At 59.0% G+C, this 15,634-nt stretch carries 14 protein-coding genes; 4 read left to right on the top strand and 10 right to left on the bottom strand.

Going from position 1 to position 15,634, the window contains the following annotated elements:
- Positions 1 to 41: 41 nt before the first annotated feature.
- The 8 genes from fis to FXO11_RS17905 form a co-directional block, all read right to left on the bottom strand.
- Positions 42 to 359: a DNA-binding transcriptional regulator Fis gene (gene fis, locus FXO11_RS17940; protein ID WP_148864308.1), complete on the bottom strand. Its 318-nt coding sequence runs from the start codon at positions 357 to 359 to the stop codon at positions 42 to 44.
- On the bottom strand, positions 356 to 1,354 hold the full coding sequence (gene dusB / locus FXO11_RS17935) for a tRNA dihydrouridine synthase DusB (protein ID WP_148864307.1): 999 nt from the start codon (positions 1,352 to 1,354) through the stop codon (positions 356 to 358). The genes fis and dusB overlap by 4 nt, the downstream gene beginning before the upstream one ends.
- Positions 1,355 to 1,773: 419 nt before the next feature.
- Positions 1,774 to 3,042 carry a DUF3426 domain-containing protein gene (locus FXO11_RS17930; protein ID WP_148864306.1) on the bottom strand — a complete coding sequence of 423 codons (1,269 nt, stop codon included), beginning with the start codon at positions 3,040 to 3,042 and terminating at the stop codon, positions 1,774 to 1,776.
- A gap of 171 nt (positions 3,043 to 3,213) precedes the next feature.
- Positions 3,214 to 4,110 carry a 50S ribosomal protein L11 methyltransferase gene (gene prmA, locus FXO11_RS17925; RefSeq protein ID WP_148864305.1) on the bottom strand — a complete coding sequence of 299 codons (897 nt, stop codon included), beginning with the start codon at positions 4,108 to 4,110 and terminating at the stop codon, positions 3,214 to 3,216.
- A gap of 169 nt (positions 4,111 to 4,279) precedes the next feature.
- Positions 4,280 to 5,626 carry an acetyl-CoA carboxylase biotin carboxylase subunit gene (accC, locus tag FXO11_RS17920; protein WP_148864304.1) on the bottom strand — a complete coding sequence of 449 codons (1,347 nt, stop codon included), beginning with the start codon at positions 5,624 to 5,626 and terminating at the stop codon, positions 4,280 to 4,282.
- 17 nt (positions 5,627 to 5,643) lie between these two features.
- Positions 5,644 to 6,102 (bottom strand): acetyl-CoA carboxylase biotin carboxyl carrier protein, encoded by a 459-nt coding sequence (gene accB, locus FXO11_RS17915; RefSeq protein ID WP_148864303.1) that lies wholly within the window; start codon positions 6,100 to 6,102, stop codon positions 5,644 to 5,646.
- A 59-nt stretch (positions 6,103 to 6,161) separates the two neighbouring features.
- Positions 6,162 to 6,602 (bottom strand): type II 3-dehydroquinate dehydratase, encoded by a 441-nt coding sequence (gene aroQ, locus FXO11_RS17910; RefSeq protein ID WP_148864302.1) that lies wholly within the window; start codon positions 6,600 to 6,602, stop codon positions 6,162 to 6,164.
- A 499-nt stretch (positions 6,603 to 7,101) separates the two neighbouring features.
- A complete protein-coding gene (locus FXO11_RS17905) occupies positions 7,102 to 8,715 on the bottom strand; it encodes a diguanylate cyclase (RefSeq protein WP_148864301.1) in 1,614 nt (537 codons plus the stop codon).
- Between the two features lie 484 nt (positions 8,716 to 9,199).
- On the opposite strand from FXO11_RS17905, the gene FXO11_RS17900 reads away from it, so the two are divergent.
- Positions 9,200 to 11,170, top strand: a complete 1,971-nt coding sequence (locus tag FXO11_RS17900; protein ID WP_148864300.1) for an EAL domain-containing protein — start codon at positions 9,200 to 9,202, stop codon at positions 11,168 to 11,170.
- 142 nt (positions 11,171 to 11,312) lie between these two features.
- A complete protein-coding gene (locus FXO11_RS17895) occupies positions 11,313 to 12,347 on the top strand; it encodes a DUF2333 family protein (protein ID WP_148864299.1) in 1,035 nt (344 codons plus the stop codon).
- 163 nt (positions 12,348 to 12,510) lie between these two features.
- Here the strand turns inward: FXO11_RS17895 and ppa are convergent, their stop codons facing one another.
- Positions 12,511 to 13,041 (bottom strand): inorganic diphosphatase, encoded by a 531-nt coding sequence (ppa, locus tag FXO11_RS17890; protein ID WP_148864298.1) that lies wholly within the window; start codon positions 13,039 to 13,041, stop codon positions 12,511 to 12,513.
- 385 nt (positions 13,042 to 13,426) lie between these two features.
- On the opposite strand from ppa, the gene FXO11_RS17885 reads away from it, so the two are divergent.
- Positions 13,427 to 13,750: a DUF883 family protein gene (locus FXO11_RS17885; RefSeq protein WP_148864297.1), complete on the top strand. Its 324-nt coding sequence runs from the start codon at positions 13,427 to 13,429 to the stop codon at positions 13,748 to 13,750.
- Entirely contained in the window at positions 13,751 to 14,287 is a 537-nt protein-coding gene (locus tag FXO11_RS17880; protein ID WP_148864296.1) for a DUF898 domain-containing protein, read from the top strand.
- Between the two features lie 184 nt (positions 14,288 to 14,471).
- Here FXO11_RS17880 and FXO11_RS17875 read toward each other — a convergent pair whose 3' ends face one another.
- Complete coding sequence (locus tag FXO11_RS17875) at positions 14,472 to 15,611, bottom strand: acyl-CoA dehydrogenase family protein (protein ID WP_148864974.1); 1,140 nt, start codon at positions 15,609 to 15,611, stop codon at positions 14,472 to 14,474.
- Between the last annotated feature and the right edge of the window lie 23 nt (positions 15,612 to 15,634).

The raw sequence follows: 15,634 nt of genomic DNA, 5'->3' as shown, positions 1-15,634 counted from the left end.
GCGGTGGATACCGGTGGCCCTCGTCGAGTCGGGTTCTGCGATTATAGCAGACCGTACTGCTTCAGTTTCTTGCGCAGGGTGCCGCGGTTCAGCCCCAGCATGGTTGAAGCCTTGGTCTGGTTGTTGCGCGTGTAACGCATGACCTGCTCCAGCAGCGGCGCTTCCACCTCGCTCAGCACGAGCTGGTAGACGTCGGTAACGGGCGCGCCGTCGAGCTGTTCAAAGTAGTTCTTCAGCGCCACTTCCACGCTGTCGCGCAGGGTGACGGTATTGCCGTTCCGGCCCGGGGCCTGCAGGCTCTGGTTGCCTTCACCTTTGGGATTGAGTGCATTGTCGTTGGCCAGTGTCTCAGCGGTCATGCTGCGAATACCTCTCCATTTCGTAAGCCTGAAAAATACTGTTCAATACTGTCGAGTTGCGTTTGCGCCGCCTCAAGTTGGTTGAAGTGACGGCGAAACTGTTTGTCTACGTCATGGGACTGGAGGTACCAGCCCACATGCTTGCGGGCGATGCGAGTGCCCATGCGCTCGCCATAGAACCCATGAAGCGCGATCAGATGCTCCCGCAATAGGGCTTCGACCTCGTCCAGAGCAGGGGCTGCCATGAAGGTGCCCGTGCGGAGGAAATGCTCGATTTCCCGGAATATCCACGGGCTGCCCTGTGCAGCGCGGCCGATCAGCAGGCCGTCGGCCCCGGTGTGCTGGAGCACGTGCCGGGCCTTCTCCGGCGAAACGATGTCACCGTTGGCGAAGACCGGGATGTCGACGCTCGCCTTAACTTCGGCGATGGTGTCGTACTCGGCGTCGCCCAGGTAGGCATCGGCCCGGGTTCGTCCATGGATGGCCAGGGCCTTGATGCCGGCGTCCTGGGCCATGCGCGCGATTAGCGGGGCATTCCGGTGCTCCCGGTCCCAGCCGGTGCGCATCTTCAGCGTAACCGGCACGTCCACGGCGGCCACTACATCCTGCAAGATCTGGCGCACCAGCGGCTCGTCTTTCATCAGTGCCGAGCCCGCGGCCTTATTGCAGACTTTTTTCGCCGGGCAACCCATGTTGATGTCGATGATCTGGGCGCCGTTTTCCACGTTCAGGCGTGCAGCGTTGGCCAGCATTTCAGCGTCGCCGCCGGCGATCTGTACTGATCGCGGCTCGGGCTCGCCGGCGTGATCCAGACGCAGGCGCGACTTGCGGGTGTGCCACAACCGGCTGTCTGCTATAACCATTTCCGAGACCGCCAGACCGGCTCCGAGCCGACGACACAGGAGACGGAAGGGGCGGTCCGTCACACCGGCCATCGGCGCAACGATCAACGAATTGGGTAGTGTGTAGGAACCGATCTTCGCTTCAGGTAACATCTGCTCACACCAGGTGATCTGGTTAAAAGTCAACCAGTTCTCAAGGGGCGACAATGATACCCCCGACCCACCCGTGATTGAAGGGGTAAGGCGCCGAAAAAATTGATTATTTTTCGTTCTATCTGGTTGACTTTTCAGCGGTGAGGTGCCGACGGGGATGGGACTTTAGGCATCTCTGAACGAACCCAGGATTGCCGCTGACTTTCAGCGCGACTCGTTATCGAGGCGCGTCTTCGCAGGCATGCGAAGAGCCTTTAAGAAAGCCGCAAGGCAGGGCGTGAATCGCTCTGGGCGCCCCGAGGGAAAGGCGTCGATGCAGATCATGCCGCGTGCAATTACTGACTCGGAACGCGCAGATGTGATTCATGGGCTATTCAGAGGTAGTCCTGTGCCATTCAGGCGTGAGAGATACGTCTGAGTTATTGGGAGCTACTCCGGTCCCGGGCGAGGAACGAGAGGTTGTAATTGACGGCGTCCCGACCGGGATCGCGAATGGATATCGAGATTCGCACCGGCGTCTGGCTCGGCATCCGTTCCATCTGCCCGGCCTCGCCTGACAGGTATTCGTCAGGCTCGAATACGCTCTGGGCAACTACGTCGCCATTGAGGTTCGAGAATGTGAGGCCAATGTTGGGGAAGGGTTGCTCGAACCCGGCTTGGTTGACGATGACCGCGTCGACGATGAGCGTGTCCCTTTTTTGCGGATCGGTCCTGACTACCAGCTTTTGGCTCTGAATGTGATCGATGGCTACCAGGGGTGGCAGGTCGCAGCCGAGAATATCGCAACCCTGCTCGTAGTAGGGGCGCAATTCGGGGACGCTGGACAACCGGTCGAGCTGGAAATAGGTGACTTGAGAGATCAGTAGTCCGATCAGGGCGAGGATGACCAGGGTCCATAAGGTCTTACGTGCCCAGGAACTGCGTTGCCCCGTGACGGCTATCGGCTCGTAGCGCAGGTTGTCGTAGGGGGCTGCGCCGCCCATCCGCTGGGTTGCCGCCAAGGGGTCGTCGTGTTCGTCCCTGGGCGATGCGCTAATCGGACGTTCCGCTTCGTCCAGGGTCTCGTCGTCGTCCGGCAGGTCAAAGCCGGGCGTTTCTTGGCTCGCGCGCTCGCGAGCGTGAGAAGGCGGCGCTATGGGTTCGGGCTCACGCTCGGGAGGCTGGGGCGCTTTGGTCTTCTCAGGCGGTTGCTGGGTTTCCGGTCTGGATTCCTCGGGCGCGACAGCGCGCTTGCGGGACAGTTTTTCGTCCTCGTCGAGAATCGCTTCGGCCCAGCTCTCATCGATATCGGACGTCATGTCGTCGTCCTCTTCGCCGAAGCTGCCCGAGGTCTTCTCATCGTATTTCAGGAAGCTGTCGCTGAGTTCGTCCTCGGTGAAGGCGGTCTTGGTTCCCGCGTAATTGCCTTCTGCGGCGTCCTCCTCAGGATCGTCTTCGAAAACAAAGTCGTCCTCCACTTCGAACCGGCTACTCCCGGTGCCGTCGGAGGATGGCGTGTCAGCGCCTGGCGCAGGTTTGGACGGAGATGGGCTGACGGGGGATTCAGGCTCGCTGTGCTCCAGGGCGTTGAAAACCTCCATGCAGTTCCCGCAGCGCACCTTACCGCGCGCTATACCGAGCTGCTCTTCGGTCACCCGGAACCGGGTCTCACAATGGGGACAACGTGTCAGCGTACTGCTCTGGCTCATCCTCTGTTCCTGTTGCGGGTAACGGCGCAGATTTCCTTATTTGTCCTACTGAACAGACCTCTGTTTATCGTACTCAACAGATTGGTGCGTATGCGCATTTCGAGGTCTACAATCGTTCTGAGGTCTACAGGCGTTTTGAGGACCACAGTGTAGACCGTCGCTGCGCTGCCGTCATCTGTTGCGACGCCGCCCTGTCAGGCGAATCCAGTCTTCCCGCTGGGCCGGCTCGTCCATCGCGAACCAAGGCTCGTACGCGTCCATCACGTCACGGGCCTGGGTCGATAGGATGCCGGACAGTACGATATCGCCACCATCGCGAACTCGGCTGGCCAGTTTGGATGCCAGGCCGATTAATGGCTGGGCGAGGATGTTGGCAAGCATGACGTCAGTCTGCGTATCCGGCTCTTGATCCGGCAGATAGAGGTCCATACGCGGATCCTCGATCTGGTTGCGGCGGGCGTTGTCGCGGCTGGCTTCCAGAGCCTGGGGATCGGTGTCCACACCGATCACGTGTTTGGCGCCGAGTAACAGCGCGGCGAGGCCGAGAATGCCGGAGCCGCAGCCGTAGTCGATGACTTGGTTGTCCTCGACATCCTGGCCGTCAAGCCATTCCAGACATAGCGCGGTGGTGGGGTGAGTGCCGGTACCAAAAGCCAAACCAGGATCGAGCAACAGGTTTGCGGCATGGGGGTCCGGCGCATCGTGCCAGCTAGGAACGATCCACAGGCGATCACCGAAGGACAAAGGTTTGAAATCCTCCATCCAGGCCCGCTCCCAGTCCTTATCTTCGAGCAGCTCGACATCAATCTCGCCGAGCTCCTCCTGGGTTTGCTGGTGATAGGCGGTGGCTACCATAGCCTGTAGCGAGTCGATGCTGGCGTCGGCATTGAACAGACCGGTGACCCGGGTCTGGCCCCAAAGGGGCGTCGTGCCGGGATCGGGTTCGTACAGAGGCTGGTCTGCGGCGTCCTCCATGGTGACCGCCTCGGCGCCGGCCTCCATAAGAATGTCTTCCAGTAATTCGGCGTGCTCCGGGTCAGTGGGAACACGCATCTGGATCCAGCGCATAGCTAGTGTCCCTTAACAAAAGTTGGTCGCCTGTCAGGCTGGCTGTACGGTTGCCTGGCAGGCGCAAGAGCGCAGGGCTGGTCGTGGCCAATTCAAGCGAGTGCAGCGCCGTCGGGCAGCAGCACAGCCGCGCCCGTAGGACGCCCCGCAGTGCTACCCTGGCAGACGCCTAGTCCCTGATCAGCTTCTCAAGATAGTGGATGGTAAACTCCACGTTCTTGAAGCCAGCGTCAAGAATCAACCGCCGATGCAGGCTCTGGTTAGTCTTGATACCTTCCACGACCAGCTCGTCCAGGGCGTTTTTCATGCGCTTGCGGGCCGTCTCCCGATCTTCGCCGAACGTGATCAGCTTGCCCACGAGGGAATCGTAGAACGGCGGCACGGTGTAACCGCTGTACATGTGCGAATCCACCCTCACGCCATTGCCGCCCGGCGCGTGGAAGTGCTTAACCTGGCCGGGACTGGGAACAAAGGTTTTAGGGTCTTCCGCGTTGATTCGACACTCGATAGCGTGTCCGGCAATACGGATTTCGTCCTGGCTGAAGGTCAGCGGCAGACCGCTGGCGACCCGTAGCTGCTCCTTGACGATATCCACCCCGGTCACCATTTCCGAGACGGGGTGTTCGACCTGGACCCGCGTATTCATTTCGATAAAGTAGAAGTTGCCGTCCTGATACAGGAATTCGAAGGTGCCTGCACCGACATAGCCGATTTCCTGACAGGCATCGACGCAGGCCTTGAGCGCCTGTTCCCGGGCTTTGGGATCGATGTTCGGGGCAGGGGCCTCTTCGATCACCTTCTGGTGGCGGCGCTGCATGGAACAGTCGCGGTCGCCCAGGTGAATGACGTTGCCGTGGGTGTCAGCCAGCACCTGAACTTCTACGTGGCGCGGCCGCTCCAGGTATTTCTCCAGGTAGCAGGTTTCGTCGCCAAAGGCGTTGCGGGCTTCGGACTGGGTAATCTGAATGCTCTTGAGCAGCGATGCTTCGGAGTGCACCACCTGCATACCGCGACCGCCACCACCGGAAGCGGCCTTGATGATCACTGGATAGCCGATCTTGCGGGCCACAGCCAGGGTGTGTTCGTCGTCGTCGGTAATCGGACCGTCGGAGCCCGGAACCGTCGGTACGCCGGCCTTGACCATGGCGTTGATGGCGGACACCTTGTTGCCCATCAAGCGGATGGTTTCCGCCCGCGGGCCGATAAAGCGGAAACCGCTTTTTTCCACCTGTTCGGCGAAGTCGGCATTTTCCGCCAGGAAGCCGTAACCGGGGTGGATGCCCACGGCGTCGGTGACTTCGGCCGCGCTGATAATGGCGGGAATGTTGAGGTAACTTTCACTCGCGCTGTTGGGTCCGATACAGACGGACTCGTCGGCGAGCCGTACGTGCATCAGGTCGCGATCGACCTGGGAATGCACGGCAACGGTGCGGATGCCTAGCTCCTTGCAAGCGCGCAGGATGCGAAGCGCAATCTCGCCCCGGTTGGCTATCAGGACTTTTTCAATCATGGCCATGGGTCAGTCGTCTTCGATCAGGCGATTACAAAAAGGGGCTGGTCAAACTCGACCGGTTGCCCGTTCTCTACGAGGATGTCGACGATGGTGCCGCTCTTGTCGGCTTCAATCTGGTTCATCATCTTCATCGCTTCAACGATACAAATCACATCGCCGGCCACCACCGATTGGCCCACTTCAGCGAACGACTTGGAGGTCGGCGAGGGCGCACGATAGAAGGTACCTACCATGGGCGACAGCACCGAATGACCGGAAGGCTTGTTGTCGGCCGACTCCTCGGACGCCGAAGGCGCTTCGTTTTGCGGCGCCGGTGCCGCCGCAGGTTGCGGCGCATACTGGGCGGGCATTTGCGCGAATTCAGCCTGGCTGCGACGGCGGGTGATGCGCACAGCGTCCTCGCCCTCGCGGATTTCCAGCTCTTCCACGTCCGACTCTTCAATCAGTTCAATCAGCTTTTTAACTTTGCGAATATCCATAGTTTTTCTCGTCGAAATAGGCTTGTTCTCGTCGAAATTGCTTGAGCTTCTATCGCCACTCAGTCATCAAATCGCGTCATCGCGGCTTGCAGTGCCAGGTCATAGCTCTGGCTGCCAAGGCCGCTGATCACGCCATCCGCCACATCCGAAAAGTAGGAGTGGCGGCGAAAGGGTTCGCGTGCATGCACGTTGGACAAGTGCACTTCGATGAAAGGTATTTCCGACGCCAGCAGAGCGTCACGCAACGCCACACTGGTGTGCGTAAAGGCCGCCGGGTTAATCAGAATGTAGTCCACCTCTTCCTGTCGCGCCTCATGGATGCGGTTGATCAGTTCATACTCTGCGTTCGACTGCAGGTGCAGTAGATGGTGGCCCGCTGCGCTGGCTTGCTGATGCAGGCGCTCGTTGATGTCGTTCAGGGTCTCGTGGCCGTAGACGTCTGGCTCCCGAACGCCAAGCATATTCAGATTGGGGCCGTGTAGAGCGAGAATAGTGGCCATGACTGAAACCTTGTTGTCGCATTGTTTTTGGAAGGATCGCCGAAAATAACGACATTTTCCAATCATAATGATTAGTGCAGACGATATCTTCAACACTTTTTGACAATTTGGCGGGCCAATCTCGCCAACTCCGAGGCCATTGTTAACAAGGTAGGAAATAACGTCCATAAGACGTTGGTTTCATAGCGGGGGGTCTAAGGCGCCGCTGATTGACGTTAAGGGCAATCCCGGCGTTCAGGGCAACCCAGAATTGCCAAGAGACCTAATCAGAGTTTTCCCGGCTGGGAAACCAGGGAAAGTGGAGAGCGAAGAGGCTAAAAAGGCGGGAAAACGAGAGCTTAAAGTTGACGGGAAATACAAGGCGGTAAGGCGTCGGAGTCGGTGGATGGCGGCTTGTGCAGCGCCGACATCCACTTGTGTCGTTGCTAATGTGGATCAATCCGAACGTGCGCTGGCGCCGGTAGAACTTGCCCGGACTGATCCGAATCGAGGATCCGGATCAGATGCTTGCCGATACCACGGTGTTGCGGCCCAACCGCTTGGCCTCGTACAGGGCCCGGTCAGCGCGCTCGCACAGGGCTTGCGCGCTGTCGCCGCTCCAGGAGGCAATGCCGCAACTGAAGGTCACGCTGAATTCGTTGGCGCCAGCCGGTTGCAGAAGTTCGGAGAAGCGCTCGCGGATTTCATTGATGACGTTCTTGGCGTCGCTTTCCCGCGTGCCAGGCAGAATCAGGGCGAATTCTTCGCCGCCATAACGCCCGATGTGGTCGGTCTTACGCAGACGCTGCTTGAGGAACATCGACAGGCTGCGCAGCACGCGGTCACCGATAGGGTGGCCGTAGGTGTCGTTGATCTTTTTGAAGTAGTCGATATCCAGCATGGCGAAGCACAGGGGCTGGTCCTTCTGCTTGGCCTTGACGATTTCCTGGTCGAGCAGGTGCAGGGTATGGGTGTGATTGAACAATCCGGTCAGGCTGTCCCGGATCATCAGCGCCAGCAGCGATCTTGCTCTGCGGCCCCGGTTATGGATGGTGGCAATCAGGTGCTTCGGGTCGATCGGCTTGGTGAGGAAGTCGTCGCCACCCAGGCTCATCGCGTGGAGCTGCTTGGTGACATCGTCTTCGGCGGACAAATAGATGATCGGCACGCTGTGCAACCGGTCCTGCTGGCGGATGACCCGCGCGATCTCCATGCCGGTACAGCCGGGCATGTACATGTCCAGCACGATGATTTCCGGCGAGAACTCGTCCAGCGCACGGATGATCTGCATGGGGTCGGTGATGATGTGCGCTTTCATGCCGGCGCGGGTCAGCACGTTCTCCATGAACTTGGCTTGGGCACGGGAGTCGTCCAGGACCAGCACGCGATAGGGCTCCACGGTGTTGCCGTGGGTGTAGGACTCAATCTTCTCGATCAACTGACCGGGATCGACCGATGGATAGAAAAACTCTTCGCCGCCACAGCGGGAGGCTCGCAGCCGGGTTTCGATGCTGCCGTCTTCGTCGCTCATGAAAACGATGGGAATGGGCGTGTCGTGACGTTCCTGCAGAGCTTCAACCGTGGCGATGCCCGTCAGGGGAGCGTTGCCGAAGTTGACGTCGACCAGGATGGTTTCCGGTTTGTGCCGGCTGCAGGCGTCGATCAGGGTTTCCGCATCCTCGAAGGCAGCGGCGCGGAAGCCAAAGAATTCCAGTTGTTTAATCAGCCGGTGGGCCATCTCCATCTCGCACAGGGCAACATAGACCGGGGTGCGCAGATAGGTGCGTGGCGCTTCCTCCAGGTCTTGGTCCGTGCGGCGCAGGGTGCACTGGCTGAGCTGATCTATGGCGCTTTGCATGTCGTCCTGCACGTCGCCGGAGAGCGGACTTCCCGGGGGCCAGCGCTGGAGAATCGAAAGCAGTTGTTCACCGGCAGCGGCATGCTTTTCCATCTCGAAGCGCTGGGCGTAGCGCACCAGTTTTTCAGTGGCGCTGGAAAGGTCTCGGTGCAGAATTTCCGCCTGATCGGCCGATTCTTTTACTTTCTGCCAGGTGTCGAGGACAACGCGTGCCTGGGTGGTCACCCGCCGGGCAAAGTGCTGCTTCAGTTTTTCCTTTTGATTGTCTTCAGTCATTGAGTCTCTGGCCCGTCACTATGGGAACCCTGAACAGCGCCTGGATTGCCTCTGGCTTTCCGATTGATTTAGGCGCTATTCAGGGGCTCCAATGGTCCGGAAATGCGGGTGCCCGCCGGCAACGTCTTCCCGGGATAGCGTTATTTTTCTTACGTGTCAGCTTTTGCCCAAGCGGGGCGTCGGTAACGACACGGAACTCTGAACTCTGAACTCTGAACTCTGAACTCTGAACTCTGAACTCTGAACTCTGAACTCTGAACTCTGAACGCCGGATCTGCACAAAGACGGGTCCAGAAACTCCTGCATCTTGTGATTGTAGAGTCATCATCGGGTTACGGAAGAGTCTATAGTGTTTTATGTTGTCGGCGTAGGTGACGCTATGTAAATGTTTGTCATATCCGGAAGCCCGCGAGCCGCCGGAGGGGATTCGTAGAGCGAGTTCCGGGCACCGGCTCACCCATTCACGAAAAGGGATTGGCCAGGGATGCACAGAAAAAGTCGTGGGATCGTTTCACTCCGGCTGTTGCTGTTGCTTTTTACCGGGAGCCTGATTTTGCTCCTGCTCGTGGCCAGTCTGCTGGCGAGTATGGCGGTATTCCGAGGCTATATCGTCGAGCAGCTCGAAGGCCACGCGAACGACGGTGCGGTGGCCGTGGGCCTGTCCCTTTCCAATGCAATCGACGGTCGCGATCCGGTGGCATCGTCGTCTCTGATCGATGCCACCTTCGACAGCAGCCGCTATTTATCCATTCGCTATGAGAACGTTGCTCAGGCGTTCGTGATCGAACGCCGCGATAATGCGCTCGTTTCCAGGGTGCCCGCCTGGTTTGTCGAGCTGACGGATCTACCGCTGGAAGACTTTCGCGCAGAGGCGTCGGTCATGCGTGGCTGGCAATTTTTGGGCACCGTGGAGGTGACCAGCCATCCCGGGGCGGGCTATCAGGACCTGTGGCGTATGGCCCGGCGGTTGGCTTTGGGGACTTTGGTCATTGGCGGTGGTGCGCTGCTGCTGCTTTACCTGATGATGCGGCGTGCCCTGCGTCCGCTTGACGGGCTGGAACGGCAGGCTGAGGCGATTCGCCGTCGCGACTTCCGATTTAAGGCACCGGATGCGGGTACCCGAGAGCTGGCCAGGGTGACATACGCCATGAACCAAATGGCCGGAGATATGGGGGCGCTGTTCGAAGGTCAGGGCAAGCTGATAGCGCATTTGCGGCAAATGAACAACGAGGATCGCCTGACTGGCCTCGCCAGCCGTTCGGCATTCGACCAGCGTCTTCGGGTGATGATCGAAACCCAGGAATCCCGCCGTCAGGGCGTACTGGTGTTGCTGCAGCTGGCCGGGTTGGGGGACTTCAATAACCAGATCGGGCGCTCTGAGGCAGACGCCATGCTGCAGGCCGTGGCCTCGCAGCTGCGGACCTTTGAGCGTCTGCACCCGGGGGCCTTCACCGGGCGTCGGGCCGGTGCCGAATTTGCGCTGTTCCTGCCCGGCGCTGCCCTTGTCGATGCCCGCTTCTGGTTGCAGTCGCTGGTGATGGAGCTGGACGGCATATACTCGGATCGGGCTAATGGAGTAGACGTGGCGGTTCACGCCGGACTGGCGGCCGCTAACGACGATAGCCGTGTGAGCGGGCTCTTCGAAGCCTGCGACGAAGCGCTGCGTCAGGCTCAAATGTCACGCGAGAGCAACTGTAAAGTGTTCGATGTCACTCAGTCGACCCAGCACGGTGTCGAACAGTGGCGCGAACACCTGCAGGCGGCGTTGGAGAACGATTCCATCAAGTTATTGTTCCAGCCACTGCTGAGAATCTCCAGCCGCGAGGTCCACCACTATCATGTCATGTCGCGTCTGGAGATCGATGGTGAGTGGGTTGCGGCGGGCGTGTTCGTGCCCATGGCTGAACGGTTCCAGTTAATGGCACAACTGGACGTGCGGGTTCTCGACCGGGTGTTGGCGCTGCTGCACCAGCACCCGGCGCTTGAATTTAGCATCACCTTCGGCTCGTCATCCGTTGCCGACAAGGCGTTTCGGGAGCAGATCGATCAGATGCTGACACAGGCTCACGGCGTCAGGAGCCGTCTCTGGGTTTGCGTGGCGGAAGATGCCGTGCAGCATCGCCGGACCGAGGTGGGGCTTTGTGTGCGCCTGCTGCGGCGGCTTGGCGTCAGAGTGTTGGTCGACCACTTTGGCGTCGGTGGCGTACCTTTCAGCTATCTGCGTAATCTGCCTTTTCAGGCGCTGCGTATTGATCCAAGCTTTATTCACAATATCGACACGCATCCGGATAACCGTTTTTACCTGAAGTCCATCGTGACTATCGCCCACAGTCGCGGGGTCGAGGTGTTTGCGGCCGGGGTCGAAACCGCAGCCGAATGGCATATAGTCACCGAGTCAGGCGTGGATGGCGGTACCGGTTACCATCTGGCGCGTCCCGATGAAAACTTGCCCTGAGGCCAGGCGCTCTAGGCCCCGGCTCCAATTGCGGTGATCCCGACAATCCGGCAAGGTAAGGGCACGATAGCGCGGTGTCCGCTCAGGATAGAGCAGGGCTAACAGCATCAACCTCATCACAGACGAAACAAGGTGCAAGGCTATGTGGAGCAAAACCAAACGGTTTTTCCGGGGATCGGCGGGCGATACGCGGGGTGGCGCCGGCAAGGTGGCGAAGCTCCTCGTGGCCTTGCTGGTGGTCTATCTGGTGGTGGTGGCCATTCTTGGCATTTACTGGAGTAGCGAACCGAATACGTTTTCGGTCAAGGAGCAAACGCGCGAGACGGCGCGCGCGATGGATCGGGAAATGGTGACCGGTTTTACCACCACGGCGACGTTGATCAAGATGGCCGAAACCCTGTTGAACAAGCCCGGCGGCTATATTACCAACGATCTTTTTCCGCCCGGCGTGTGGATGGATAACATGCCCCGCTGGGAGTTCGGTGTGCTGGTACAGCTGCGGGATATGACCCGGGCGCTGCGCAAGGATATCAGCCGCTCGCAGAGCCAGTCGGCGGAAGATCCGGACCTGACGGTTGCCGAGCCGCAAATGCACTTCGACAATAGCAGTTGGGTTCTGCCTGCCACCGAGTCCGAATACCAGAAGGGGATCGATGCCCTCAAACGCTACCTGAGCCGTCTGTCCGACCCCCAGCAGCCCCGGGCTCAGTTCTATGCGCGTGCCGACAATCTCAACAATTGGCTGGCGGATCTGGAAACCCGGCTGGGCAGTCTCTCCCGGCGCTTGAGTGAGAGCGTGGGCAAGCAGAGCATTGGCGAGGGTATGCGGGAGCTGCCGGAAACCGAAACATCTGACGAATACAAAGTGGTTAGGACCCCTTGGAGCCAAATCGACGATGTCTTCTACGAGGCTCGGGGTACCTCTTGGGCGCTGCTGCACATCTTCCGCGCCATCGAAGTGGATTTCCGCAAGGTCTTGATGGACAAGAACGCGTTGGTAAGCGTGCGTCAGGTCATTATCGAGCTTGAAGGCTCTCAGGAGTCGATGTGGAGTCCGGTGGTGCTCAATGGTAGCGGATTCGGCATTCTCGCCAACCACTCACTGACCATGGCGTCCTACCTGGCAAGAGCCAACTCGGCGATTACGGATTTGCGGGAGCTGTTGAGTCAGGGGTGATCGAACGCGCGGACGCTAAATGTCGTCGAATCGCCAATCGATGGAGGTCAGGTTCACCTAAAAGCGTAAAGCGTAATTTGGCCTACTGGTTATAAAAAGGCAGCGATCCTCGGGATCGCTGCCTTTTTATTCGAACAGCCGGCACTTGCCGGCGTGAACGCAATTACTTCTTGTAGGCTGCCACTGACGCTTCAACCGCCTGGCGCGCAGCCGCGGCATTGTCCCAGCCTTCAACTTTGACCCATTTGCCAGCTTCCAGATCCTTGTAGTTCTCGAAGAAGTGCTGGATCTGATTACGCAGTAGCTCCGGCAGATCCTCCACGTCCTGGATGTCCTTGTACTGGGCGCAGACCTTATCGTGCGGCACGGCGACCAGCTTGGCATCGCCGCCGGCTTCGTCTTCCATGTTCAGCACGCCCACCGGCCGGCAGCGGATGACGCAACCTGGCATGATCGGGTAAGGCGTGACCACCAGAACATCCAGTGGATCGCCGTCGTCAGCCAGGGTGTTGGGGATAAAGCCGTAATTGGCCGGGTAGAACATCGGCGTCGCCATGAAACGGTCGACGACAACCGCGCCCATGTCCTTGTCGACTTCGTACTTGATCGGCGAAGAGGCATTGGCCGGGATCTCGATCAGGACGTTAATGTCCTCGGGGGGATTCTTTCCGGGAGGAATGTTGTCGATGTTCATGAAGCGTCCTTCCTAATGGTCGTGAATGGAATCGTGCAAACGTGAATGGTGACGGATTATACCCATCGTCCCGTGAGGGGTGAAATATACCTTCAAATTAACGGCGGCTTTACGATCCGTCGCATGACAGTACGGTCATGAATCTAGCGCCGGCGCCTCAGTGTGCTAGAGTTAATTTGTCTGTCCCTACGGTGCGGTCGTGCGTTTCCGGAATGGTTTCGCCGACGTATCTGTTTAGGGGGTTGTAGTCAGACCAGATGTGCAGCGACGGCAGGATCGACCGGGAGCTGGGAACTGGCCTCGCCCCGAATCATCGCCTGTCCGTGAATATGCTTCTCAGAGTCTGCTTTAAAGCCAGGTATGTCCAAATACAAGGAGTCACACCATGGAAGCCAAGAATACACAGGACGATTACAGACACGTAAAAGAAGATCTTCAGCTCCTGCGTGACGATCTCGCCAAGTTGAGCCGCGCCGTGGCTGACGGCCAGAAAAGCAATATCAGCAGCTTGCGCGATGAAATTCGCAAGGAAAGCCGAGACGCACTCCGCCATGCACGGGAGCGCGGAGACGAAGCATTGAATCGCGCACGGGATGCTGGCAGCAAGGCCTATCATGACGTAGAGCACAAAATCGAGGAGCGCCCTTTCCTCAGTGTGGTCATCATGTTCTTAGTCGGTCTGGTGGTCGGTAAGTTGCTTGATCGCTAGATGATCAGTCCTGGCGATATCAAGGCGCTTCTGCGCAAGGCTCTTGCCGCCTTTATTGGGGCGGTGCTGGGCTTTGTGCTGCTTAGCGCCCTAATAATTGGCGGCTTTGTGATGCTTCTCAAGGCCGCCACGCTTGGCCTCTCGCCCTGGGTGGGCGAGGCAGGCGCCTACGGTATCACCGGCTTCGTTTGTTTTCTGTTGCTGGGTATCTTCTTTTACTGTGTGCTTCGTCAGCCGAACAAGAGTTCCGGTGAAGGCGCCGATGATGATGGTAAAGAGGGTGGCGTATCGCCGGCAAACGCATTCCGTAAGCTGATCACCAAGAATCCCTGGGAAGCGGTCTTGATCGCATTTGCGCTGGGCGTGACAGAGCATAGCGATCCTCGCATGCGTCAAATGTTGATTCAGAGTGGTATCGCCTTCCTCAAAGTGGGCAACATTATGGATGATGGCGAACCGGGCGACGAAGAGGCTGCCATGGATCGAGCGTCTAACGACGAGAGCGAAGGTGCTGAAGTAAGCGCCCCGAAGGCCTAGTGCACTAACTAGTCTTCGGGCGCTACCGGAACTGCACGCGTGACGACGGACCCCGGTCGCCCTGACCGCAAAGGTGATCTGACCCGTGACGGCCCCTTATTTAGGCGTTGACCTCTTTCCAGGCGTGGATACCTCTCCACGCTTAGGTACATCGTCTCCTGCAGGAACTCGCGTTGACGATCTGTCAAAGTCCCATTTGCTTACCGATCAATTCCTTCATGATTTCCGTGGTGCCGCCGCCGATGGACAGCAGTTTGCCATCACGGTGCAGCCGTTCGACCATGGCTTCCCGCATGTATCCCATGCCGCCGTGAAGCTGGATGGCCTCGCGGGTGACATTTTCGCAAACATCTGCAGCAAAGTTCTTGGCCATGGCGACCTGCTTAACCGGGCTCTTGCCGGCCTGCATCAGGGCAGCGCACCGATAAGTATATTCCCGCGCGATATCCACCTGGGTGGCCATCTCCACCAGCTTGTGGCGGGTGACCTGGAAGCCGGTCAGCGAACGGCCGAACGCCTCGCGGGAACGACAGTAGGTGAGAGCGGCTTCCAGAGCAATCTCGGCGGTCATGTAACCCATAATAGCGAGCATCAACCGCTCGGACAGAAAGTTGGTCATGATTGCGACGAAACCGCCGTTCTCGCTACCAATCAGGCGTTCAGCGGGCACCCGGCAATCCTCGAAGAAAAGCTCGGCGGTATCGCTGGCCCACCAGCCCATCTTTTTCAGCTTGCGGCCGCGGACAAAGCCGGGCGTATCGCGGTCGATCAGCAGCAAGCTGATACCGCCGTGACCGGGTTCGCCGGTACGAACTGCGACCGTGTAGTGGTCGGCGCGATGGCCGCTGGTGATGAAAGTTTTACTGCCGTTGACGACATAGTGGTCGCCATCCCGGACGGCGTGGGTTTTCAGGTTGGCCACGTCCGAGCCGCCAGCGGGTTCAGTAACGGCCAGCGCCATGATCTTTTCGCCCCGCAGCACCGGCGGCACAATCTGCTCGCGGATTTCGGGACGGGCCCAGCGCACGACCGGAGGCAGGCCGATATCCAGCGACCCCATGCCAGCGACGAAACCGCCCGAGGTGGAGCGCATCAACTCCTCGCTGATGACAACTTTCAGAAAGACATCGCCCTCGCTGTGGCCGCCGAGTGCCTCGGGGTATCCGGCGCCGAGCAGGCCGGCGTCGCCGGCAAGGCGATAGATGTCCCGTGGAAACTCGCCGGCTTCCTCCCATTCGTCGATATGAGGCAGCACATGGGTGCTGACGAACTTGCGAGCAGTCTGCCGGGCCTGATCGTGGGTCTCGGTGAAGTAATCGGTCAGCATAAATCCACCTATCCTTTGCG

This window comes from Marinobacter fonticola, assembly GCF_008122265.1.
Lineage (GTDB): Bacteria > Pseudomonadota > Gammaproteobacteria > Pseudomonadales > Oleiphilaceae > Marinobacter_A > Marinobacter_A fonticola.
Note: the sequence above shows the minus strand (reverse complement) of the source record. Positions and strands in the feature narration are given on the sequence as shown.